At 70.0% G+C, this 19939-nt stretch carries 23 protein-coding genes and 3 tRNA genes; 8 read left to right on the top strand and 18 right to left on the bottom strand.

The genetic code is table 11. The features are described 5' to 3' along the window. The first annotated feature begins 113 nt into the window (after positions 1 to 113). Positions 114 to 347: an Lrp/AsnC family transcriptional regulator gene (locus FVE25_RS32335; protein WP_157250897.1), complete on the top strand. Its 234-nt coding sequence runs from the start codon at positions 114 to 116 to the stop codon at positions 345 to 347. A 14-nt stretch (positions 348 to 361) separates the two neighbouring features. Further along, positions 362 to 796 carry a DUF3515 domain-containing protein gene (locus FVE25_RS32330; RefSeq protein WP_157250896.1) on the top strand — a complete coding sequence of 145 codons (435 nt, stop codon included), beginning with the start codon at positions 362 to 364 and terminating at the stop codon, positions 794 to 796. Here FVE25_RS32330 and FVE25_RS32325 read toward each other — a convergent pair. Genes FVE25_RS32325 through FVE25_RS32315 form a run of 3 tightly spaced genes read right to left on the bottom strand, consistent with a single transcriptional unit; the run spans position 779 to position 3627 of the window. Further along, positions 779 to 1873, bottom strand: coding sequence for a D-alanine--D-alanine ligase family protein (locus FVE25_RS32325; RefSeq protein WP_157250895.1), 1095 nt, complete (start codon positions 1871 to 1873; stop codon positions 779 to 781). The genes FVE25_RS32330 and FVE25_RS32325 overlap by 18 nt on opposite strands. Positions 1874 to 1901: 28 nt before the next feature. Continuing rightward, the gene (locus tag FVE25_RS32320; RefSeq protein WP_157250894.1) at positions 1902 to 2912 is read right to left on the bottom strand and encodes an NAD(P)H-dependent glycerol-3-phosphate dehydrogenase; all 1011 of its coding nucleotides are present in this window, start codon (positions 2910 to 2912) and stop codon (positions 1902 to 1904) included. A gap of 4 nt (positions 2913 to 2916) precedes the next feature. After that, complete coding sequence (locus FVE25_RS32315; protein ID WP_157250893.1) at positions 2917 to 3627, bottom strand: lysophospholipid acyltransferase family protein; 711 nt, start codon at positions 3625 to 3627, stop codon at positions 2917 to 2919. 79 nt (positions 3628 to 3706) lie between these two features. Between FVE25_RS32315 and cofC the strand changes: the two genes are divergently transcribed. Beyond that, positions 3707 to 4372 carry a 2-phospho-L-lactate guanylyltransferase gene (cofC, locus tag FVE25_RS32310; protein WP_157250892.1) on the top strand — a complete coding sequence of 222 codons (666 nt, stop codon included), beginning with the start codon at positions 3707 to 3709 and terminating at the stop codon, positions 4370 to 4372. A 4-nt stretch (positions 4373 to 4376) separates the two neighbouring features. Here cofC and FVE25_RS32305 read toward each other — a convergent pair whose 3' ends face one another. The 3 genes from FVE25_RS32305 to FVE25_RS32295 form a co-directional block, all read right to left on the bottom strand. Then, a complete protein-coding gene (locus FVE25_RS32305; protein ID WP_219825730.1) occupies positions 4377 to 5225 on the bottom strand; it encodes a tyrosinase family protein in 849 nt (282 codons plus the stop codon). Beyond that, positions 5213 to 5611 carry a tyrosinase family oxidase copper chaperone gene (locus FVE25_RS32300; RefSeq protein ID WP_157250891.1) on the bottom strand — a complete coding sequence of 133 codons (399 nt, stop codon included), beginning with the start codon at positions 5609 to 5611 and terminating at the stop codon, positions 5213 to 5215. The genes FVE25_RS32305 and FVE25_RS32300 overlap by 13 nt, the downstream gene beginning before the upstream one ends. Positions 5612 to 5854: 243 nt before the next feature. Continuing rightward, the gene (locus FVE25_RS32295) at positions 5855 to 7075 is read right to left on the bottom strand and encodes an MFS transporter (RefSeq protein ID WP_157250890.1); all 1221 of its coding nucleotides are present in this window, start codon (positions 7073 to 7075) and stop codon (positions 5855 to 5857) included. Between the two features lie 55 nt (positions 7076 to 7130). Between FVE25_RS32295 and FVE25_RS32290 the strand changes: the two genes are divergently transcribed. Continuing rightward, positions 7131 to 7331 carry a hypothetical protein gene (locus tag FVE25_RS32290; protein WP_157250889.1) on the top strand — a complete coding sequence of 67 codons (201 nt, stop codon included), beginning with the start codon at positions 7131 to 7133 and terminating at the stop codon, positions 7329 to 7331. Positions 7332 to 7413: 82 nt separating this feature from the next. Here FVE25_RS32290 and FVE25_RS32285 read toward each other — a convergent pair whose 3' ends face one another. From FVE25_RS32285 to leuC, 4 genes are all read right to left on the bottom strand, one after another. Further along, positions 7414 to 7713 (bottom strand): HU family DNA-binding protein, encoded by a 300-nt coding sequence (locus FVE25_RS32285; protein WP_157250888.1) that lies wholly within the window; start codon positions 7711 to 7713, stop codon positions 7414 to 7416. A 91-nt stretch (positions 7714 to 7804) separates the two neighbouring features. Continuing rightward, on the bottom strand, positions 7805 to 8047 hold the full coding sequence (locus FVE25_RS32280; protein ID WP_157250887.1) for an SCO5555 family protein: 243 nt from the start codon (positions 8045 to 8047) through the stop codon (positions 7805 to 7807). Next, positions 8026 to 8613 (bottom strand): 3-isopropylmalate dehydratase small subunit, encoded by a 588-nt coding sequence (leuD, locus tag FVE25_RS32275; protein WP_157250886.1) that lies wholly within the window; start codon positions 8611 to 8613, stop codon positions 8026 to 8028. Before leuD ends, FVE25_RS32280 begins: the two co-directional genes overlap by 22 nt. Before the next feature lie 12 nt (positions 8614 to 8625). Beyond that, on the bottom strand, positions 8626 to 10011 hold the full coding sequence (leuC, locus tag FVE25_RS32270; protein WP_157250885.1) for a 3-isopropylmalate dehydratase large subunit: 1386 nt from the start codon (positions 10009 to 10011) through the stop codon (positions 8626 to 8628). A gap of 65 nt (positions 10012 to 10076) precedes the next feature. On the opposite strand from leuC, the gene FVE25_RS32265 reads away from it, so the two are divergent. Then, complete coding sequence (locus tag FVE25_RS32265) at positions 10077 to 10793, top strand: IclR family transcriptional regulator (protein ID WP_157250884.1); 717 nt, start codon at positions 10077 to 10079, stop codon at positions 10791 to 10793. Between the two features lie 92 nt (positions 10794 to 10885). Continuing rightward, positions 10886 to 12613 carry a hypothetical protein gene (locus FVE25_RS32260; protein ID WP_157250883.1) on the top strand — a complete coding sequence of 576 codons (1728 nt, stop codon included), beginning with the start codon at positions 10886 to 10888 and terminating at the stop codon, positions 12611 to 12613. Between the two features lie 10 nt (positions 12614 to 12623). On the opposite strand, the gene FVE25_RS32255 is transcribed toward FVE25_RS32260, so the two are convergent. The 7 genes from FVE25_RS32255 to FVE25_RS32225 all read right to left on the bottom strand — a co-directional run bounded on the left by FVE25_RS32255 (position 12624) and on the right by FVE25_RS32225 (position 16134). Further along, the gene (locus FVE25_RS32255; RefSeq protein WP_157250882.1) at positions 12624 to 12920 is read right to left on the bottom strand and encodes a hypothetical protein; all 297 of its coding nucleotides are present in this window, start codon (positions 12918 to 12920) and stop codon (positions 12624 to 12626) included. 12 nt (positions 12921 to 12932) lie between these two features. After that, positions 12933 to 13880 (bottom strand): heparinase II/III domain-containing protein, encoded by a 948-nt coding sequence (locus tag FVE25_RS32250; protein WP_157250881.1) that lies wholly within the window; start codon positions 13878 to 13880, stop codon positions 12933 to 12935. A 260-nt stretch (positions 13881 to 14140) separates the two neighbouring features. After that, positions 14141 to 14968, bottom strand: a complete 828-nt coding sequence (locus FVE25_RS32245) for a class I SAM-dependent methyltransferase (protein WP_219825729.1) — start codon at positions 14966 to 14968, stop codon at positions 14141 to 14143. A 221-nt stretch (positions 14969 to 15189) separates the two neighbouring features. Further along, positions 15190 to 15262 (bottom strand) — tRNA-Glu (locus FVE25_RS32240). 21 nt (positions 15263 to 15283) lie between these two features. Next, positions 15284 to 15359: transfer RNA gene (locus tag FVE25_RS32235), tRNA-Glu, on the bottom strand. 78 nt (positions 15360 to 15437) lie between these two features. Continuing rightward, positions 15438 to 16019 carry a hypothetical protein gene (locus FVE25_RS32230; protein ID WP_157250880.1) on the bottom strand — a complete coding sequence of 194 codons (582 nt, stop codon included), beginning with the start codon at positions 16017 to 16019 and terminating at the stop codon, positions 15438 to 15440. A 43-nt stretch (positions 16020 to 16062) separates the two neighbouring features. After that, a tRNA-Gln gene (locus tag FVE25_RS32225) sits at positions 16063 to 16134 on the bottom strand. Positions 16135 to 16298: 164 nt separating this feature from the next. On the opposite strand from FVE25_RS32225, the gene FVE25_RS32220 reads away from it, so the two are divergent. Together FVE25_RS32220 and FVE25_RS32215 are read left to right on the top strand one after the other, a co-directional pair. Next, positions 16299 to 18266 (top strand): M3 family metallopeptidase, encoded by a 1968-nt coding sequence (locus FVE25_RS32220; RefSeq protein WP_157250879.1) that lies wholly within the window; start codon positions 16299 to 16301, stop codon positions 18264 to 18266. Positions 18267 to 18368: 102 nt separating this feature from the next. Further along, positions 18369 to 19394: a hypothetical protein gene (locus tag FVE25_RS32215; RefSeq protein WP_157250878.1), complete on the top strand. Its 1026-nt coding sequence runs from the start codon at positions 18369 to 18371 to the stop codon at positions 19392 to 19394. Here the strand turns inward: FVE25_RS32215 and FVE25_RS32210 are convergent. Beyond that, positions 19333 to 19902 carry a PadR family transcriptional regulator gene (locus FVE25_RS32210; RefSeq protein ID WP_157250877.1) on the bottom strand — a complete coding sequence of 190 codons (570 nt, stop codon included), beginning with the start codon at positions 19900 to 19902 and terminating at the stop codon, positions 19333 to 19335. The two genes, FVE25_RS32215 and FVE25_RS32210, sit on opposite strands and share 62 nt — an antisense overlap. Positions 19903 to 19939: the final 37 nt, after the last annotated feature.

Below are 19939 nucleotides of genomic sequence, written 5' to 3'. Positions count from 1 at the left end.
ACACGCCGGGTCACGCAGGTGCGAACCCGGGCGACCGGCCACACTCCCGCACACCGGCCGGGAAACGGTACGGTGGCCCTTCGGCGCTGATCCAATTCGCCCGGGAGGACGTCATGGTGCAGGCCTACATCCTTATTCAGACCGAAGTGGGCAAGGCCGCGACCGTGGCCCGCGAGATCTCCGGAATCCCCGGTGTCACGCAGGCCGAGGACGTGACCGGTCCCTACGACGTGATCGTGCGTGCGGAGGCGCGCAACGTCGATGAGCTCGGCAAGCTCGTGGTGGCCCAGATTCAGGCCGTGGAGGGGATCACGCGTACGCTCACGTGCCCGATCGTCCACATCTGAGAGAGACCTTGGTCATGCGTGCCGCCGCCGTCCTCCTCGTCCTGCTCGCTCTCGCCGGATGCGGCGGCGCCGTACAAGTGGAACCACCCGCGCCCCAGGGCGCGGCGGCGGAGGCGTGCACGAAGCTCGCCCCGCTGCTGCCGCAGACCCTGGACGGAGTGAAGCGGACCACGTCGAGCCCCGAGTCGCCTTATGTCGCCGTCTGGGGCGCCGGCATGATGGCGTTGCGCTGCGGCGTCGGCCGGCCCGTCCGCATGGCGCCGACCGACCGGTTGCAGGAGATCAACGGGGTCGGCTGGTTCGCCGACCCCGACCGCTCCACGTTGTTCACCGCGGTCTCCGACGTGGTCTACGTCGAGGTGACGATCGCCGCCGGGCACAACGCCGCCGAGGTCCTGGCGGAGCTGTCGGGGCCGATCGGCAAGGTCACCTCAGCGAAGGCCGGGTGAGCGGCGCAGCGCCAGCTGCACGAGCCGCTCGACCAGGGCCGGGTAGTCGAGGCCCGAGGCCGCCCAGAGCTGCGGCGCGACCGACAGCGAGGTGAAGCCGGGCATGGTGTTGATCTCGTTGAAGATCAGCTTGCCCTCGGGGGTGTAGAAGAAGTCGACCCGGGACAGCCCCTCGCACTCCAGCGTCTCGAAGGCGCGCACGGCCAGCCCGCGTAGTTCCTCGGCGACGTCCTGGGGAATGTCGGCGGGCACGGTCAGCGACATCTGGTCCGCGTAGTACTTGGCCTCGAAGTCGAAGAACTCCTGGCCGCCCTCGACCTGCACCTCGCCGGGCATCGAGGCCGCGGGCGGCTCGTCGCCCAGCGACTCCAGCACCGCGCACTCGATCTCCCGGCCGGCGATGGCCGCCTCGACGAGCACCTTCGGGTCGTGGGCGCGGGCGGCCTCGACCGCCGCCTCCAGCTCGGCGCGGCTGCTCGCCTTGGAGATGCCCTGGGAGGAGCCGGCGCGGGCCGGCTTGACGAAGACCGGATAGCCGAGCTCCTCGGCCTCCTTGAGCACGCGCTCGCGTTCGAGCCGCCAGTCGCGGTCGCGCACCACGACATACCGCCCGACGGGCAGCCCCGCGGCGGCCATGACCGTCTTCATGTACGCCTTGTCCATGCCGACCGCGCTGGCCAGCACACCGGAGCCGACGTAGCGGACGCCGGCCATCTCCAGCAGCCCCTGGATCGTGCCGTCCTCGGCGAACGGGCCGTGCATGACCGGGAAGACCACGTCCACCGCGCCCAGCTCGACCGGGATCGCGCCCGGGTCGTAGGCCACCAGCGAACCGCCGTCCGCGGGCAGCGCCAGCGCGGCGCCGGAGGTGTCGACCACGGGCAGTTCGCCGTCCTCGATGGCGAAGCGCTGGTCCCCCGCGGCGAGCACCCACCTGCCGTCCTGCGCGATCCCGATCGGGACCACCTCGTACTTGTCTTTGTCGATCGCGTCCAGAACACTGCCCGCTCCCATGAGGGAGACGGCGTGCTCCGAATTACGACCCCCGAACACGACGGCGACGCGTGGCTTGCTCATGGTGTCCGAATCTACCGGAGACAGCCGGTCAGACGCCGTAACGCTCGGGTTTGGGGGAACGCGACATCAGCAACATCCCCGCCTCGCGCGGAGACATGCCGTCGTGCACGACCCCCACGACGACCTCGGTGATCGGCATCTCCACGTCGTGCTTGCGGGCCAGCTCCAGCACCGACTCGCACGACTTGACGCCTTCCGCGGTCTGGCGCGTCGCGGCCACGACCTCCTCGAGCGTCATGCCGCGGCCGAGGTTCTCGCCGAAGGTGCGGTTGCGCGACAGCGGCGAGGTGCACGTGGCCACCAGGTCGCCCATCCCGGCCAGGCCGGAGAAGGTGTGGGGGTCGGCGCCGAGGGCCGCGCCCAGGCGGGAGATCTCGGCCAGCCCGCGGGTGATCATCATGGCGGCCACGTTGTCGCCCATGCCCATGCCCACGGCGACACCGACGGCCAGCGCGATGACGTTCTTGACCGCGCCGCCCAGCTCGACGCCGACCACGTCGAGGTTGGTGTAGGGGCGGAACCACGGCGGCAGGTGGCAGGCTTCCTGAAGCCGCTTGGCGACCGCCTCGTCGGTGCAGGCCACGACCGTGGCGGCGGGCTGGCGCTGGGCGATCTCCTTGGCCAGGTTGGGACCGGAGACGACGGCCACCCGCTCCTCGGGCACCCCGGCGACCTCGCGGATCACCTCGCTCATCCGCTTGGTCGTGCCGAGTTCGACCCCCTTCATGAGGCTGACCAGCACCGCGTCGCCCGGGATGTGCTCGCGCCAGCCGGCCAGGCTCCCGCGCAGCGTCTGCGACGGTACGGCCAGCACCACGAAGTCGGCCCCGGCCAGCGCCTCCTCGGCCGAGGCGGTGGCCCGCAGCCGCTCGGGCAGCCGGATGCCGGGCAGGTAGTCGGGGTTCTCGCCGGTGGCGTTGATCGTCTCGACCAGCTCGGGGCGGCGCCCCCACAGCACGGTCTCGTTGCCCGCCTCGGCCAGGATCATGGCGAACGTGGTCCCCCACGATCCCGTGCCGAACACCGCGGTCTTGGTCATGCGTTCACCGCCCGGCGGGGTCGTAGGGGGTCTCGGGCGCCTTCTCGCCGCGCAGCTCGGCCAGCTGCACAGTGATGGCCGCCATGATGTCGGCCGTGGCGTCGCGCAGCACGTCGGCGTGCATGGGCTTGCCCGCGTACTTCGTGAGGTCCACCGGCGGTCCCACCGAGACCCGGAAGGTCTTGCGCGGGAACAGCCGCGGCCACTTCTCCCCGTAGGGCAGCAGCTCCTGCGCCCCCCAGTGCGCCACGGGGATGACCGGCGCGCCGCTCTCCAGAGCCAGCCGGGCCGCGCCGGTCTTGCCGGTCATCGGCCACAGGCCGGGGTCGCGCGTGCAGGTGCCCTCCGGGTAGAAGAGCACGGCCGCGCCGTCGTGCAGCCGCTGCGCGCCGTCGCTCAGCGACCTGGCCGCCTCGCTGCTGCCGCGGTAGACGGGGATGGCCAGCAGCCCGCGCACGGCCGCGCCGAGCCCGGGCACCCTGAACAACGCCGCCTTGGCCAGGATGACCGGCCAGCGCCCGTGGTTGAACAGGAAGTGCGAGATCAGCACCGGGTCGGTCCACGACAGGTGGTTGACCGCGATGATCACGCCGCCCTTGCGCGGAAGGCGCTCGCCGTGCCGCCAGTCCTTCTTGACCAGGAGCCACGACAGTGGTTTCACGATCACCACCGCCAGGGTTTCCCAGAAACGCGATGGTCGCACGGGGCGGCTCATGGTCTCCTCCAACGGATACGAATGCGCCTCAAGTCTCCCGGTTGGCCGCGCGGGATGTCGAGGCACGAGACTTAAGCCTATGAGCATCCGCTGGTCACTGGTCATCCCGGTGAAGACGCTGGTCGCGGCGAAGACCCGGCTGGCCGCCGCCACGGGGCCGCACCGCACCCGCCTGGCGGTGGCGGTCGCCTGCGACACCGTCTCCGCGGCGCTCTCCTGCCCGCTCGTGGCGCGGGTCATCGTGGTCACGGCGGATCCCGCCGCCGCCGGCCCGCTCGCCGCCCTGGGCGCCGACGTGGTGCACGACCCCGACCGCGGGCTCAACACCGCCCTGCGCACGGGCGCGGCCCATGCCGTACGGCTGGCGCCGGACGCGCCCGTCGGCGCGCTGCAGGCGGACCTGCCGACGCTGCGCCCGGCGGAGCTGGCGGCGGTCCTGACGGCGGCGGCCGAGCACGACCAGGCGTTCGTCCCCGACGCGCTCGACGTCGGCACGACCTTCTACGGCGTACGGCCCGGCGTCCCGTTCACCCCGCGCTTCGGCGGCGAGTCACGGGCCAAGCACCTGGCCGGGGGCGCGAAGGAGCTCGATCTGGCCGGGATCGACTCGGTCCGCAGGGACGTGGACACCCCCGGCGACCTCCGTGCCGCCGTCGCGCTCGGCCTGGGCCGCCACACCGCCGCCGTCGTCGCCGACCTGCGGCTGAGCCCGGCCTCCCGCGATGGAGAGGCCGGGCCCGGTTAGCCGATCACTGGTAGGTGTACCACTTCGTCCAGTCCAGCAGCGAGGCCGGAGTGGAGTCCGCGTCGTTCCACGGACGCATCCGCTCGTTCAGGTCCACCACCGTGGAGCCGCCGGCGCCGGTCGGCTGGTAGTGGTCGATGCCGGGGTGGGCGCTCTGCCAGTCCGCCCACAGCTTGTCGACGAAACAGTGGTGCAGCCAGAACACCGGGTCGTTCGTCGAGGACGTCGTCGGCATGGTCCCGCCGACCCAGTTGTGCACCCGGTTGTGCAGGTTGGGGCCGCGGAAGCCCTCCGACTGGTTGCGGTAGCCGGTGGAGGTGGTGCCGTAGGCCGTGTCGTACGGGGTGACGGCCTGCACCGTGGTGACCTGGGCGGCGGTCGGCAGCGTGACGATGCCGTTGTCGCCGCCCAGGGCCCGGCGGATGTAGGTGAGCCCGGACTGGTCGTTGTTCGGGTCCACGTTCCAGACGCCTCTGCGGAACGGTCCAGAGGTGACCGGGCCGGCCGCCGTGTAGCGGCCGAGGAAGTCGTCGGTCCACGGGAAGGCGCTGGTCGATCGGGCCGCGGTCCAGTCCCAGTACGGCAGGCTGACGGTGGGGTCGATGGACTGCAGCGACCGTTCGAACTCCAGCAGGTAGCGCCGGTGCCAGGGCAGGAACGTGGGCGCCTGGTGGGCCCAGTTGATGCCGGTGGACGGGTCGCGCCCGAAGAAGTCGACGTGCGTCTTCACGAACGGCTCGTAGCGGTCGGTGCCCCCGTTCTTCAGGGTCACCACGGCCTCGGTGAAGCGCTTGCGCTCGTCGGCGGTCAGGCTGGTGATGTTCTTGCGCACGCCCATGGTCACCGCCTCCACGGGTGCAGCTTGCCGTCCTGCCCGATGTTGTCGACCGCGGCGCGGGCGGCGAGCTGCAGGGTGGGCTGCGGGTTGTAGTGCGACTGGGCGGTGATGAACTGGCCGTCGTCCAGGACCATGACGTGCAGTTCGACCCCGTCGATCAGAGCTTTCCTGTCGAGGCCGTGGTGGCTGTCCTTCTTCGCGAAGTCGGCCACGACCTCGATCTTGTGGCCTTTGTAGATCTCTTCCGAGATGGGCGCCGGGGCTGCCGCGGCGCCGGTCGCCCTGGCGACGCCCAGTCCTCCGATGCCTACGGCGACTACGCCGACTGCGGTTCCTTGTAAGAACTTCCTGCGGGCCACGCCGTGGCCCTGGGTTTCCTTCGAGGTGGGTCCGTTCGTCACCGAACCATTTCCCTTTCCCGCATTTGGGCAGGGCTCAGCATCAGGGGTGGGTAGTCCGGTATCGCCCCCGATCCGAGTGCGGCCCTAGGTCCCCCCATGAGACCGTGCCCCTCTTGTGGGCCGCCCGTGCGTCGCGCACGCCGGGAACGACGTTATGTAGCAAGATCCATCTCTTTCTAGAGGCGCCATATGTGGCAATAGCCACAAAGATCACGACAATGTGCGGGAAGAGTGATCTTTACATTACAAAGATCGAACTTTCGTAACCCTCCAAATGGGCGTCATAACGGCGGGTAGATGGGCGATCGCCACCAGCAGCACCCCGATCACAAAGAGCGGTCGCGCGCCCGCCCACTCCCCCAGCGCGCCGCCCAGAAGCCCGCCGATCGGCAACGCGCTCCACATGAGAAAGCGCATGCTCGCGTTGACCCGGCCGAGCAGATGCTCCGGCGTGGTCCGCTGGCGGTAGCTGAGCTGGTTGATGCCGAACACCACACCGGCCATCCCGGCGACCGCGTAGGAGACGGGCAGGATCACCAGCGTCCAGCCGCCGGCGACCAGGGTCGCGGGCAGGTAGGCCGCCATGACGACCAAGCAGGAGCCGGCCATCGCGCGCCCGGGCCCGAACCTCGCGGTCACACGGGGGGTGATCACGGCGCCCAGCAGCCCACCGGCGGCCGCCACCGACAGGATGAGACCGTAGACGCCCGCGCCCACCCCGAGATCCTTGATCAGATAGAGCGGCTGCCCGACGTTGAGCACCCCGTTGCCCAGCTGGACCAGCGCGCCGAGGACGGCGATGACCCGCAGCACCGGCTCACGCGCGACGTACCCGAGTCCCTCGGCCACCTCCTGGCGCAGCCTGCGGCGCTCCCCCTTCGGCGCGGGCCGCTCCTGGGCGCGCACCCGCGACAGCAGCGCGCCGGACAGCAGATAGCTGACCGCGTCGGCCAGCAGCGCGAACGGCGCGGTCAGCCACTGGACGGCCACGCCGCCGAGCCCGGGCCCGGCCAGCATGGACACCCTGCTGGTCACCTCGATCACACTGTTGCCGCGCTCGAGCCGATCCCTGCTGATGACCGCCGGCAGGAAGCTCATGTGGGCGACGTCGAAGAAGACCGTGCAGAACCCGATGACCAGCGCGACGAGGTAGAGCTGGACCAGCGTGAGCACGCCGAGCAGGGCGGCGGCCGGGACGCTCAGCAGCGCGAGGCCGCGGACCAGGTCAGTCCAGACGAGGATCGGGCGGCGGCGCAGCCGGTCCACCCAGACGCCGGCGGGCAGCCCGACGATCAGGAAGGCGGCCATCTCGGCCGCGGTCAGCAGGCCGAGCTCCCAGGAACCCGCGCTCAGCGTGAGAACCGCGGCCAGCGGCAACGCCACCAGCGTGACCTGGGTGCCGGCCTGCGTCACGGCGTTGGCCACGGCGAACCGGGCGAAATCCGCGTTGCCCCTGAGCTGCATGGCCGTCGATCCTCGTGGGCTCGCCCACCGGGGTCAAACGATTTACGCTGGTCGCGTGCAGGCGACAGTGCGTACCTATGACCCCGCCACCCGCTCAGGCACGGTCTTCCTCGACGACGGCACGGTGCTCGACTTCCCGGCGAAGGCGTTCGACGCCGGGCCGCTGCTGCTTCTGCGTTCCGGCCAGCGCGTGAACCTCGCCGTGACCGACGGGGAGGTCACCTACATCACGTTGTCGACCTTCCCGCTTCCCTAAAAGGCCGAGTAAAAGAATTCTTGGAAAACACGATGGCCCGGGTCCGCCGCAATGGCGAACCCGGGCCACCCCGCAGAAGTGGTTACTTCTTCTTCGACGCCTTCTTGCCGCCGGCGTTCACCAGCTCCTTGAAGTCGGAGCCGGGACGGAACTTCGGCGCCCAGCTCTCGGCGACCTTGATCTCCGCACCGGTCGAAGGGTTCCTGGCCGTCCGAGCCGGCTTGTGAACCATCTCGAAAGCGCCGAAGCCCGTGATCGAGACCTTGTCGCCGCTGGCGACAGCCTTCTGGACGGCGTCGATAATCGCGTTGACGGCCTCGGTGGCCGTCTTCTTGTCGCCCACCCGGTCAGCGATGGCGTCGACGAGTTCCCGCTTGTTCATCTATCCCCCTGTTACGGCTCGGGGTTCCAGCACACTCGCCTTACGGAGAAACCCCTTACGCGCTCGAAATTAAGGGGCTTTCCGGGGGAACTCAATCACCCGACGTGTTTTCTTGACCGCGTGGCGTGTCGCCGAGGCCCTCGAGGAAGGTCTCCAGACGGCTCGCGGCGCGCTCGGGATCACGCTTGGCCAGGTCGCAGATCGCCAGATATTTCCGGGCGAACCGCTCCTTTTCCTCGGTCGGCAGCATGCGGACGCGGCGGTGCGCCTCGCGCAACCGCCACGCCAGCTCGTCATCTTTGATGTCGTCGTCTAGACGGTCGTCGGCAGCCATGGCTGCCGACCATTCTCGTACGCGGCGATGTCGTCGGCGTGACGCAGGGTCAGCCCGATGTCGTCCAGGCCCTCCATGAGCCGCCAGCGGGTGTAGTCGTCGATCTCGAAGCTCCAGGCGGCCTCGCCCAGGCGCACCTCGCGCTCGCCCAGGTCCACGGTGATCTCGGCCTTCGGGTCGGCCTCGACCGCCGCCTGCAGTTCCTCGACCACCTTGGCGTCCAGGACGACCGGCAGCAGGCCCATCTTGGTGGAGTTGTTGCGGAAGATGTCGCCGAAGCGGGCGGCGATCACGACGCGGAAGCCGTACTGCTGGATGGCCCAGACGGCGTGCTCGCGCGAGGAGCCGGTGCCGAAGTCGGGCCCCGCCAGCAGGATCGTGGCGCCGTCGTAGACCGGGTTGTTCAGCACGAACGCCGGGTCCTCGCGCCAGGCAGAGAACAGGCCCTTCTCGAAGCCCGTGCGGCTGACCTGCTTGAGCCAGACGGCCGGGATGATCTGGTCGGTGTCCACGTTGCTGCGGCGCAGCGGCACCGCCGTACCGGTGTGGGTGGTGAAAGCGTCCATGGTCGTCTTCTCCTAGAGGTCGGCGGGCGCGGTCAGGCGGCCGGTCACGGCGGTGGCGGCGGCCACCTGCGGCGAGACCAGATGCGTGCGGCCGCCCTTGCCCTGGCGGCCCTCGAAGTTGCGGTTGGAGGTCGAGGCGCTGCGCTCGCCCGGCTGGAGCGTGTCGGGGTTCATGCCCAGGCACATCGAGCAGCCCGCCTGCCGCCACTCGGCGCCGGCGGCCTCGAAGACCTTGTCCAGGCCCTCCTTCTCGGCCTCCAGCTTGACCAGCATCGAGCCGGGGACGATCAGCGTGCGCGTCTTGACCGTGCGCCCGCGCAGGATCTCGGCGGCGGCGCGCAGGTCCTCGATGCGACCGTTGGTGCACGAGCCGACGAAGACGGTGTCCACCTCGATCTCGCGCAGCGGCGTGCCCGCGGTCAGGCCCATGTACTCAAGGGCCCGCTCGGCGGCGGACCGCTCGGTCGGGTCCGCCATCTCCTCGGGGTCCGGTACGGCGGCGCCGAGCGGCAGGCCCTGTCCCGGGTTGGTGCCCCACGTGACGAACGGGGTGAGCGCGCCGGCGTCGATCTCCACGACCTTGTCGAAGACCGCGTCGTCGTCGGTCTTCAGCGTCCTCCAGTGCTCCACCGCACGGTCCCAGGCGGCGCCCTGCGGGGCGTGCTTACGGCCCTTGAGGTAGGCGAAGGTGGTCTCGTCCGGGGCGATCATGCCCGCGCGGGCGCCGGCCTCGATCGACATGTTGCAGACGGTCATCCGGCCCTCCATGGAGAGCTTGCGGATGGCCTCGCCGCGGTACTCCACGATGTAGCCCTGGCCGCCGCCGGTGCCGATCTTGGCGATGATGGCCAGGATGAGGTCCTTGGCCGTCACGCCCACGGGCAGCTCGCCCGAGACCTCGATCGCCATCGTCTTCGGCCGGTAGGCGGGCAGCGTCTGGGTGGCCAGCACGTGCTCGACCTCGGAGGTGCCGATGCCGAACGCGATGCCGCCGAAGGCGCCGTGGGTGGAGGTGTGAGAATCCCCACACACGATCGTCATGCCCGGCTGGGTCAGGCCGAACTGAGGGCCGATGATGTGCACCACGCCCTGCCCGGCGTCGCCCATCGGGTGCAGCCGGATGCCGAACTCGGCGGCGTTCTTGCGCAGGGTCTCCACCTGCGTCTTCGAGACCGGGTCACTGATCGGGCCCAGCACGGTGGGCACGTTGTGGTCCTCGGTGGCGATGGTGAGATCGGGCCTGCGCACCTGGCGCGCGGCCATGCGAAGGCCGTCGAACGCCTGCGGGCTGGTCACCTCGTGAATGAGGTGCAGGTCGATGAAGAGCAGGTCGGGTTCGCCTTCCGCGCGCCGTACGACGTGTTGCTCCCAGACCTTCTCCGCCAGTGTGCGGCCCATTGATCTCCTCCTTGAGACTCCGCGCCGACTTGCTTTCTCATATGTCGAGACGGCAGTATCGGTGTATGGACAACTCTAGCGGAGTCGGCGTACTGGACAAGGCCGTTCTCGTGCTCAATGCCCTGGAGGCCGGACCCGCCTCGCTCGCGCAGCTCGTCCAGGCCACCGGACTGGCCCGGCCCACGGCCCACCGGCTGGCCGTGGCGCTGGAGCACCACCGCATCGTCACCCGCGACACCCAGGGCAGGTTCGTCCTGGGCCCGCGGCTGTCGGAGTTGTCCACCGCCGCCGGAGAGGACCGGCTGCTGGCCGTGGCCGCCCCCGTCCTGACCCAGCTGCGCGACCTGACCGGCGAGAGCGCCCAGCTCTACCGCCGCCAGGGCGACGAGCGCGTCTGCGTCGCCGCCGCGGAACGCGCCAGCGGCCTGCGTGACACCGTTCCCGTCGGCTCGGCCCTGCCCATGACCGCCGGCTCGGCCGCCCAGATACTGCTCGCCTGGGAGGAGCCCGACCGCCTGCACCGCGGCCTGCGCGGCGCCAAGTTCACCGCCGCCACTCTCGCCAGCGTACGGCGGCGCGGCTGGGCCCACAGCGTGGGCGAGCGCGAGCAGGGCGTGGCCAGCGTCTCGGCGCCCATCAGGGGCAGCGGCGGCAAGGTCATCGCCGCCGTCTCGGTCTCCGGCCCCATCGAGCGCCTCACCCGCGCACCCGGCCGCCTGCACGCCGTTCCGGTCATGGCCGCCGCCGAAAGGATCACGGAGTCTATGCGCAGATCATCCTGATGGGCCATGGATTGTGAGTTGGCATCAGTCATGATCAGCTAAACCGCGTATTTGGGGAGCCGAGTGCGTCCCAGGCGCACTAGCCTGAGTGCGTGACAGATCGCATCGAGGTAGCCGCCGCTGAGCTGCGACCCCTGCTGGAAGAGTTCATCGTCTGGGCGCGCACCAACGCGCCCGACAGCTCCCCCGAACTGGTGGGACCGGCCGCTCTGTGGCACCGCATCTCCTTCTCCTCCCATGTCGGCACGTGGACCCGCGCCGACGTGCGGGGGGTCATGATCGAGCAGATGCCCAAGGTGGTGGACGACCCCGATGCCGCCGCCGACGGGATGGCCTCCGCGCTCGACGCCTACCTCACGTTCCTGTCGAAGACCGGCCGCCTCAGCGATCGCTCCGACTCCCTGGCCGACCTGCTCGGCGAGCTCTCCGACCTCGAAGAGGAGTTCATCGACCTGATGGAGGACCTCATCGGCGAGGAGGAGGACGACGACGGTGACGACGAGGGGGAGGACGAGGAAGGCGGCGACCTGGGCGACTTCGAGCCGTTCGCCGACCGGCTGGCCGACCTCGACACCATCCGGCTCAGCCCCGACACCGAGCTGGCCGAGGCGGCGCGAGCCGTACCTCTGATCGCCAAGGCCCGCGACCTGTCCGTCTGGGTCGGGACCGGTCGCCGCGTCGGCGAGGAGACGCTCCTTTCCGAGGCCGAGGTCGGCGAGGCGCTCGACGTCATCGGCCTGCCCAGGCCCGAGGCGGGCGAAGACGTCCCCCAGCTGTGGAACATCTGGAACCTCGCCGTGGACCTCGAGTTCATCGAGCCGGACGGCGAGGACACCGTCAGCGTGGACGAGGACACCGCCGGGTGGCCCTTCGACGACGACGAGGACGTGCTCGACGCCTGGATGCTGGGCCTGCACTCCGTCGACTACGGCGACCCCGAGTTGCAGGACGACGACCTCACCATGGCCCTGTCCGGCCTCACCCGGGGTCTGCTCATCCGCCTGCTGCTGGCCGGAGGCGCCCGCGAGCTGGACGGCCTGCGCGCCGAGCTCGCCGAGGCCGCGGCCGACATCGACGAGCTGGGCGCCGAGGCGTGGACCGCCGCCGCCGAGCACTACGGCGACCCGCTGGCGCCCGTCCTCGACTGGCTGGTCGGCTACGGCATGGTCAGCGTCTCCGGCGACGTCGCCCTCACCCCGCTGGGCATGGAGGGCGTCGTCCACCTCGCCGACGACGCCGACATCGAAGTGGACGCGCGCCCCGCGATCGAGTCCATGTCGGCCCTCGACCTGCTGACCCTCTCCGCCGAACTCCCCGAGGACGAGGCCGACGCGGAGTTCGCCGCGTGGATGGAGCTGCGCGAGCCCGCCCAGGCGGCCGCGGAACTCCTCGACGCCGCCGCGGAGGACGACAACGACGCCCTGGTCCGCGTCCAGGCGGCCAGCGTGGTGGGGACGCTCGGCGAGGCCGCGGTGCCCGCCTGGCAGGAGGCGCTGAACCACCCCGCCCTCCGCCCGTACGCCGCCACCCACCTGAGCCAGCTCGAAGTCCCCGACGCCCCCGAACCCACCCAGGACGACACCCACTGGCTGATCCTGGACATGTGGACCATCTCCGCAGGGCTGGGGCGCGCGGAGTTCGTCAGCAGCCTGCGGGACATCGGCCCCGACCTGCTCAACAACCTGCTCGAGGTCATCTGGAAGATCCCGCACGCGCACGTGGAGGAACTCCTCGACCTGATCTCCCAGGTGCACCCGGACAAGCAGGTGGCCAAGGCGGCCAAGCGCGCGTTGTTCAAGGCCCGGTCCACCTCGTCCTGAGCCTGGGCGGCTACTTCCAGTTGTAGCTGAAGTAGCTGCCCAGCGCCTTGAGGGCGTCGTCGGTGAGATCGGGGTGGCGGGCGCCCATCTCGTCCTTGGCCTGCGCGGTGCCGGATTCCAAGGTCTGGTTCTCCCAGCTCACCGGGATGGTCAGCATCTCCTCGGCCAACGCGTCCAGCGCCGGGAGCAGGTCGGCCGCCTCGTCGGCGCCCACTGCCGCCGCCAGGGCGGCCGGATCCTTGCGGGGCCACGGAGAGGGGCCACCGGTCAAGTAGGCAACGAGTGCCAGGCTGATCGACTCGGTCACCCTTCCAGGATCTCAGGTCGAACCCCAGCATGGGGCCGTTCCTTCGGGGGTGGTCACACTTACTCCCCCGTCGGCGACGGCTATCTCCGGGGCGGCGCAGCCCGGGACGATCAGCGTCAGCAGCCTGGTGGCCGCCGGCGAGACGACGATCTCCACCCCGGCGGTACGGCGGGCGGCGGGCGAGACGAGGCCACGCCGTACCTCGGGATCGTGAGCAGGGGCGCCGTCAGGCAGCGTGAACTGCGCCAGCGTCACCTGCCAGCCGTCCTCGTCCCCCAGGACCACCAGGCCCTTCCCGCGGGTCAGCACCCGCAGCGCCGGGGCGAAGTGCCACAGGCTGCGGGCCGTCGCCCCGCCCTCCACCCGATCCTGTACGGCCAGCACGTCGGGACCGTGGTGGACCACGACCTCGCGGATCCTGCGTACCCCGTAGGCGGTGTCGTCGAGGGTGAACGACTGGCGCCGGGCGGTGATGCCGGCGGCGCGCAGGTGAGTGGCGGTGCCGGGACGGAAGCGGGCGCCCTCGACCACCGGGAGGTTGTGCGCCTCCGGCAGCCGGGTCCAGGTGGTGAAGGGGGTCTTCTCGTAGGAGTGGAAGCCGGCTTCGACCAGGATGGGACGGCCGTGGGCGTAGTAGGTGACGCCGAGGTGGTCCTCGTGGCCGTGGAGCTTGCGGCCGGGGCCGAACCTGATCGAGTAGTGGGCGGAGCCGGGATCGTTCCAGGCGGTGCGGCCCGAAGACGTAGCCGCCGTCGGCCGGGCCGTCCCCGATGGGGAGCAGGTAGCCGTCGGGGCGGGTGGCGTGCTGGATGTGCTCCCGGTACAACGCCGGATCGGCCAGCAGGTGCGCGTGGCGGGCCAGGCTGTTCGCCCTCCGGGTTGGCGGCGATCCAGTCGTGCGCGACGGCCAGGGCGCGGTCCAGGTAGCGGGCCTCGCCGGTCCGTTCGCGCAGATGCCAATACCGCTTCCCCGCCCGGGCAGAGGTCGCCCCGGCGGAGGAGGCGGCGGCGAAGACCTGTGGGTCGCCGATCTTCCCCGTATTTCCTGGCATGTGGTGTATCCCCCGATACGCGAGCCTACGTTCACGCCCTTGCGGCGGACATCTGGGGATCGAGCGTGCCCGGCTGCCCGGCGAACCAGCTCGACGGCCGACTCGCCCACGACTACGACCGGGATGGAACGCCTGCTCCAGGACAGGCCACTGGCGCCCCTCCTGGACTCATCCGGGGCGCTGTCCCACACGGAGGACGCTGAGATAGCGGCGTGACGCTCGGTCGCCCATCCGTGTGCGAATGCGCTCGGCGACGGCGTCGAGCAGGGGCTCACGGACGTCGTGGTCGAGTCTGCGGTACAACGACGTCGAGCGAAGGAGGTCGGCGAAGCCGTCCCCGTTGAACCATTGAACGGTCGGGTACCAGCGCACGATCGTCGGGCCGAACAAGCCGCCGGGATCGTCGACCAGACCCCAACCCTCGTCGGTGGTGCGCACGTCCTCCTCCAGCGGCGGATGACCCCAACCAGGGTTCCCCGGGCAGAACCGCTCGTGGAGATCGGCGGTCTCCGCGTACACCTCGGGCTCTCCCGGTCTGCGGATGACGACGTTGCCGAGCAACGCCATCCAGCCTCTGGGACGGAGCACGTCATGCGCGCGCCGCCAGCCGATCGACGGGTCGACCCAGTGCCACGACGATGCGGCCACGAGGACGTCGAAGCGTCGGCCGCGGTCGTCCCAGTCCTCAAATGTCGATCTCTCGACATTGACGTTACGGAACCCGGCGAGCCGCCCGCACGCGAGTGCGGCCATGTGCGTGCCCGGTTCGACCGCGGTCACCGGGCATCCGAGCGCCGCCAGCGAGCGTGTCGCCTGACCGGTCCCGCAGCCCACCTCCAGCACCGACGACGTTTCGGCCAACCCGGTGACGCTGACGAGGTCCGCGAACAACTCGTCGGGGTATCCCGGCCGGACCCGGTCGTAGAGCTCCGGCACCTCGTTGAACACCCGACCGAGGTCACGTCGCTCCAGGCGCATTCCCGGATCATCAGCCACGAGCGCCCACGCTATGAGACCCGTCGACGGAACGCCACCGGTTAACGGCAGCCGTTGCTGCAACCACCCGGCCCTGACGCCTCATGTCTCAAGGACTCATGCCAGCCGGGGCGCAAGCGTGGTGGGATCCACTTGATCGGGTAACGGGCGGGGCTGGAAAGGCGGCCCGACAGGAGCCGAGCTTCAGCTCGACTGGAGAAGCGTGCCAAGCACATTGCTTGTAGTCCCGACCGGATTCGAACCGGCGCTACCGCCTTGAGAGGGCGGCGTCCTGGGCCACTAGACGACGGGACCTTATCGGCTGACTTGTGACAGTGGTAGTCCCGACCGGATTCGAACCGGCGCTACCGCCTTGAGAGGGCGGCGTCCTGGGCCACTAGACGACGGGACCCTGACCACAAGTGATTTCGCCGGGTCTCCCCGGCGACGCAGGTAACTCTACCGCACCCCGAGGAGCACTCCAAACCGCTTATCCACCCAGGAGATCGGGCCGATACCGCCGAATCCAGGCCCCCATGGCCCCCTGTTCCCATGCCGGATCGAACTCGCCCAACGGGATGGCCACTTCCGGCATTCCGGTCACCGGGTGGACCGGGGCGGCGTCGAGCCGGGTTCGCATCCAGCCGGGGATGCGGGCGGGCACGCGGCGGGTTCCCCAGCCGATGAGGCCGGTGGCGCGTAGCGGCTGGGTTCGGACGCGCAGGCCACCCGGGCGGCCCAATCGGCGGGGGCCGGCGGGCTGGGTGTCGACCGTGCCGATGCGGGTGATGTCGGGCCAGCGCAGGGTCACGATGAAGCCCTGGGTGTCGATCAGCTCCACGCTCGACGGCGAGAACCTGACCACGGTGCCGTGGGCCATCCTGCGGTGTTTCACCAGCAGCACGGCGGCCAGGGCAGCCACGGCCAGCAGTCCGATCAGGATCCCGGCCGGGGTGCTGCCGGTCAGGATGGCGCCCAGCAGCAGGCACACGAGGAAGAACAGCAGCAGCGGCCCGGCGAAGGCCAGGGCGAACCGGGCGAAGGATCCCGGCCGGATCCGAAACTCTTCCATAACCACAAAACGGATGCCCTCATCAAAGGACATCCGTCAAGAGCTGGGGTACCAGGACTCGAACCTAGACTAACTGAACCAGAATCAGTCGTGCTGCCAATTACACCATACCCCACCGTAGCGGGCCCCTTGGAGCTCGCTTGGCGACGTCCGAAAGAATAGCTCAGCTTGGCGGTGAGCACCAAAACGATTGCCGAACCGCCCGCCACCGAAGCGCGGCGACCCCGGTGACATGCCAAGCTGAAGGTGGACAAAACCGCCGCATGAGGAGCTCGACCGTTGGCAGAGAACCCGTTCTTTTCACCCAGCAGCCTGCCGTACCAGCTGCCTGACTTCGCTGCCATCAGGGAGGAGCACTACCTCCCCGCGTTCGAGCGCGGCATGAGCGAGCACCTGGCCGAGGTCGCGGCGATCGCGGGCAACGACGAGTCGCCCACCTTCGACAACACCATCGCGGCGCTCGAGCGGTCGGGGCGGATCCTGGGCCGCACGAGCATGGTGTTCTTCAGCATCACCTCCTCCGACTCCACCGACGGCATCATGGCGATCGAGAAGGAGGTCTCGCCGCGGCTGACCAAGCACAGCGACGCGATCCGGCTCGACCGGGCGCTGTGGGCGCGGATCAAGCAGGTGGCCACCGCGGACCCGGAGGAGTCGTGGCTGCTGGAGAAGTACCGCGAGGACTTCATCCGGGCCGGCGCGGACCTGGACGAAGCCGATCAGGAGCGGCTCAAGCTGCTCAACGAGGAGCTGTCCAAGCTCTCCACCGAGTTCGCGCAGAACCTGCTCAAGGCGAGCACCGAGTCGGCGCTGGTGACCGAGGATCGCGCCGAGCTCGACGGCCTGGGCGAGGCGCAGCTCAAGGCGATCGAGAAGGACGGCAAGTGGGTCCTGCCGCTGCTCAACTTCACCAACCAGCCGGCGCTGGCGCAGCTGACCGACCGGGAGACGCGCCGCAAGCTGTACACGCTGTCGGCGGAGCGGGCGCCGGAGAACTTCGGGCTGGCCGTGAAGATGGCCACGCTGCGGGCCGAGCGGGCCGAGCTGCTGGGCTTCCCGAACCACGCCGCCTACAGCGTGGCCGACCAGACGGCCAAGACCGTCGAGGCCGTCGAGGAGATGCTCGGCCAGCTCGTCGGCCCCGCCGTACGCAATGCCGGCAGGGAGGCGGAGGCGCTGGCCGAGCAGGCGGGGTTCGCGCTCGAGCCGTGGGACTGGTCGTTCTACACCGAGAAGGTGCGCCAGGCGACGTATGACCTCGATGCCGACGCCATGCGGCCCTACTTCGAGATCGACCGGGTCTTCCGCGACGGCATCTTCTACGCGGCCGGGCGGCTGTACGGGCTCAGCATCACCGAGCGGCCCGACCTCAAGGGCTACCACGAGGACGTCTCGGTGTGGGAGGTGTTCAACGAGGACGGCTCGCCGCTCGGGCTGTTCCTGCTGGACCCGTATGCGCGCCCGACCAAGCGTGGCGGCGCGTGGATGAACAACCTGGTCGACCAGTCGTACCTGTTCGGCGAGCTGCCGGTGGTCATGAACAACCTGAACGTCACCAAGCCGGCCGACGGGCCGACGCTGATGACGTACGACGAGGTCAACACGGCCTTCCACGAGTTCGGGCACGCGCTGCACGGGTTGTTCTCGGCGGTGCGCTTCCCCCGCGTCTCCGGCACGAACGTGCCGCGTGACTTCGTCGAGTACCCCTCGCAGGTCAACGAGATGTGGGCCACCTGGCCGGAGATCCTGGCGAACTACGCCAAGCACTACGAGACGGGCGAGCCGATGCCCGCCGATCTCGTGGAGAAGATGCAGGCGACGCAGAAGTTCAACCAGGGCTTCATGACGGTGGAGTACCTCGCGGCGACGCTGCTCGACTGGTCCTGGCACAAGCTGGCGGCCGGTGAGCAGGTGGAGGACGCCGAGGCGTTCGAGGCTCGGGCCCTGGAGGCGGCCCGGATCGCCGTCGCGCTGGTGCGCCCGCGCTACCGCACCAACTACTTCGCGCACATCTTCGCCGGCGGCTACAGCGCCGGGTACTACTCCTACATCTGGAGCGAGGTGCTCGACGCCGAGAGCGTGGAGTGGTTCAAGGAGAACGGCGGGCTGAAGCGGGAGAACGGCGACCACTTCCGCCGCGAGCTCCTGTCGAAGGGCGGCAGCCTGGACGCGCTGACCGCCTTCCGCAATTTCCGCGGCCGCGAGCCGGGCATCCGCCCGCTGCTCGAGCGCCGGGGCCTGGTGTAGCAAGTCCCTTCTGAGGGGGTACGGCGGAGCCTGCCGTACCCCCTCAGCCTTTTCTCAGCCCGGCTCAGGGCCGTCACAGGGCGGCGGGCTCATGCTCTGAACATGTTCAAGAGATGGCCTGAAGCCGCCGGATACGGGGCGGCGCTGTGGTCGGCCGGATACGCAGTCCTCGGTCTCACCTGGTTGCTGGGGTGGGACACCTACCCGTGGGGCGCCGCGGCGGAGGATCCGCTCGACCCGGGCGACGACCGCAATTTCTTCGTGACGCTCCAGCCCGGCGAGGCCGCGGCGCCGGTGATCGTGTTCGGGCTGGCGGGGATGCTCGCCGGGCTGGCCGTGGCCCGCGGATTCACCCGGTTCAGGTGGCCGGTCGTCGCCTTCGGCGCCTTGGCCGCGCCGGCGCTGGCGGTGATTCTGCCCGATGGGCGGGCGCTGACCTTACTCGGCTACCTGCCGATGATCATCGGCGGGCTGCCGTTCGGCTGGCCGCCCGCCGACTGGGACTCGGTGCTGAGCTGGTCGCTGATCTACCAGTTCCTGCTGCTGGTCGGCGGGCTGCTGTGGGCCGCCGCCACGCTGGGCCACGCCCGGCGCGCCCGTGGGGTGTGCGTGCACTGCGGCGGCGAGGGACGCTGGTCGCGGGAGCGGCTGCTGCGCTGGGGCCGGGTCTTCGCCTACACCGGCGCGCTCATCCCGCTGGGCTACGCGGTCACCCGCTGGGCGTGGGGTCTCGGCATCCCGCTCGGCATCGGGCCGGAGTACCTGGCCGAGATGCACCAGAGCGGGCTGGTGTGGGCGGGCGTCGGGCTGGCGACCTTCAGCGGGGTGGGCGCGGTGCTGACGCTCGGGCTGGTGCAGCGGTGGGGCGAGGTGTTCCCGCGCTGGATCCCGGTGCTGGCGGGCCGGGCGGTGCCGGTCTGGCTGGCGGTGGCCCCGGCCACGCTGGTGTCGGTGGTGTTGTTCAACGCGGGCTGGCAGATTCTCCAGGGCCATTTCGTGACCATGGATCTGTCGAACCCCATGACCTGGTGGCCGCTGTGGGCGCTGGCGCTGGCGGGGGCGACCTTCACGTACTGGCTGCGCCGGAGGCCGGCCTGCCGGCACTGTGTCCGGCCAGTTCTTGTCTGAGCCATGCGCGTTCGGCGGTGCCGGTGGCGCGGGCGATGAGCAGGATGCCGCGGCGGTAGGGGTCCTGTTCCTCTTCTGCGCGCACCGGCCGGCCGTCGTCGTAGAAGAAGCTGGCCGGGGTCTCGAGGAAGTCCAGCCGGCGCCTCAGCACGCGGAGGCGGTCGGCGGGGTCGGGCAGCGCCGACAGGAACGTCAGCAGGGCGAAGAACCTGGTCTGGTCGCTGATCTCGATGTCGCTCGGCTCCCGGAGCCTTCTCAGCAGTTCCCCGCGTCCCGCCTCGGTCAGCGTCAGGACCAGGCGCCTGGCCGCCGCGGCGCCCGGCTCCTCGTGCCGTTCGAGCAGGCCCTTGGCCTCCAGGCGGGAGATGGCCGGGTACAGCGCGCCGTCGCTGAGCGGGCGCAGGTGGCCGGTCAGCGCGTTGAGCCGGGCTTTGAGCTCGTAGCCGTGCATGGGCCGCTCGTGCAGGAATCCCAGGATGGTGAGGGTCAGGTCACCGCCGGTTGCCATGGGCGCATCGTATCGCTATACCTCTAAACGAGATATA

This window comes from Nonomuraea typhae (genome assembly GCF_009760925.1).
Lineage (GTDB): Bacteria > Actinomycetota > Actinomycetes > Streptosporangiales > Streptosporangiaceae > Nonomuraea > Nonomuraea typhae.
This window is presented reverse-complemented; position numbering and strand designations above follow the sequence as displayed.

Bases quoted from the DNA above. Each gene is read 5' to 3' on its own strand.
- FVE25_RS32335 (WP_157250897.1), top strand. From the start codon at position 114: ATGGTGCAGGCCTACATCCTTATTCAGACCGAAGTGGGCAAGGCCGCG.
- FVE25_RS32330 (WP_157250896.1), top strand. From the start codon at position 362: ATGCGTGCCGCCGCCGTCCTCCTCGTCCTGCTCGCTCTCGCCGGATGC.
- FVE25_RS32325 (WP_157250895.1), bottom strand. From the start codon at position 1,873: ATGAGCAAGCCACGCGTCGCCGTCGTGTTCGGGGGTCGTAATTCGGAG.
- FVE25_RS32320 (WP_157250894.1), bottom strand. From the start codon at position 2,912: ATGACCAAGACCGCGGTGTTCGGCACGGGATCGTGGGGGACCACGTTC.
- FVE25_RS32315 (WP_157250893.1), bottom strand. From the start codon at position 3,627: ATGAGCCGCCCCGTGCGACCATCGCGTTTCTGGGAAACCCTGGCGGTG.
- cofC (WP_157250892.1), top strand. From the start codon at position 3,707: ATGAGCATCCGCTGGTCACTGGTCATCCCGGTGAAGACGCTGGTCGCG.
- FVE25_RS32295 (WP_157250890.1), bottom strand. From the start codon at position 7,075: ATGCAGCTCAGGGGCAACGCGGATTTCGCCCGGTTCGCCGTGGCCAAC.
- FVE25_RS32285 (WP_157250888.1), bottom strand. From the start codon at position 7,713: ATGAACAAGCGGGAACTCGTCGACGCCATCGCTGACCGGGTGGGCGAC.
- FVE25_RS32280 (WP_157250887.1), bottom strand. From the start codon at position 8,047: ATGGCTGCCGACGACCGTCTAGACGACGACATCAAAGATGACGAGCTG.
- leuD (WP_157250886.1), bottom strand. From the start codon at position 8,613: ATGGACGCTTTCACCACCCACACCGGTACGGCGGTGCCGCTGCGCCGC.
- leuC (WP_157250885.1), bottom strand. From the start codon at position 10,011: ATGGGCCGCACACTGGCGGAGAAGGTCTGGGAGCAACACGTCGTACGG.
- FVE25_RS32265 (WP_157250884.1), top strand. From the start codon at position 10,077: ATGGACAACTCTAGCGGAGTCGGCGTACTGGACAAGGCCGTTCTCGTG.
- FVE25_RS32230 (WP_157250880.1), bottom strand. From the start codon at position 16,019: ATGGAAGAGTTTCGGATCCGGCCGGGATCCTTCGCCCGGTTCGCCCTG.
- FVE25_RS32215 (WP_157250878.1), top strand. From the start codon at position 18,369: ATGTTCAAGAGATGGCCTGAAGCCGCCGGATACGGGGCGGCGCTGTGG.
- FVE25_RS32210 (WP_157250877.1), bottom strand. From the start codon at position 19,902: ATGGCAACCGGCGGTGACCTGACCCTCACCATCCTGGGATTCCTGCAC.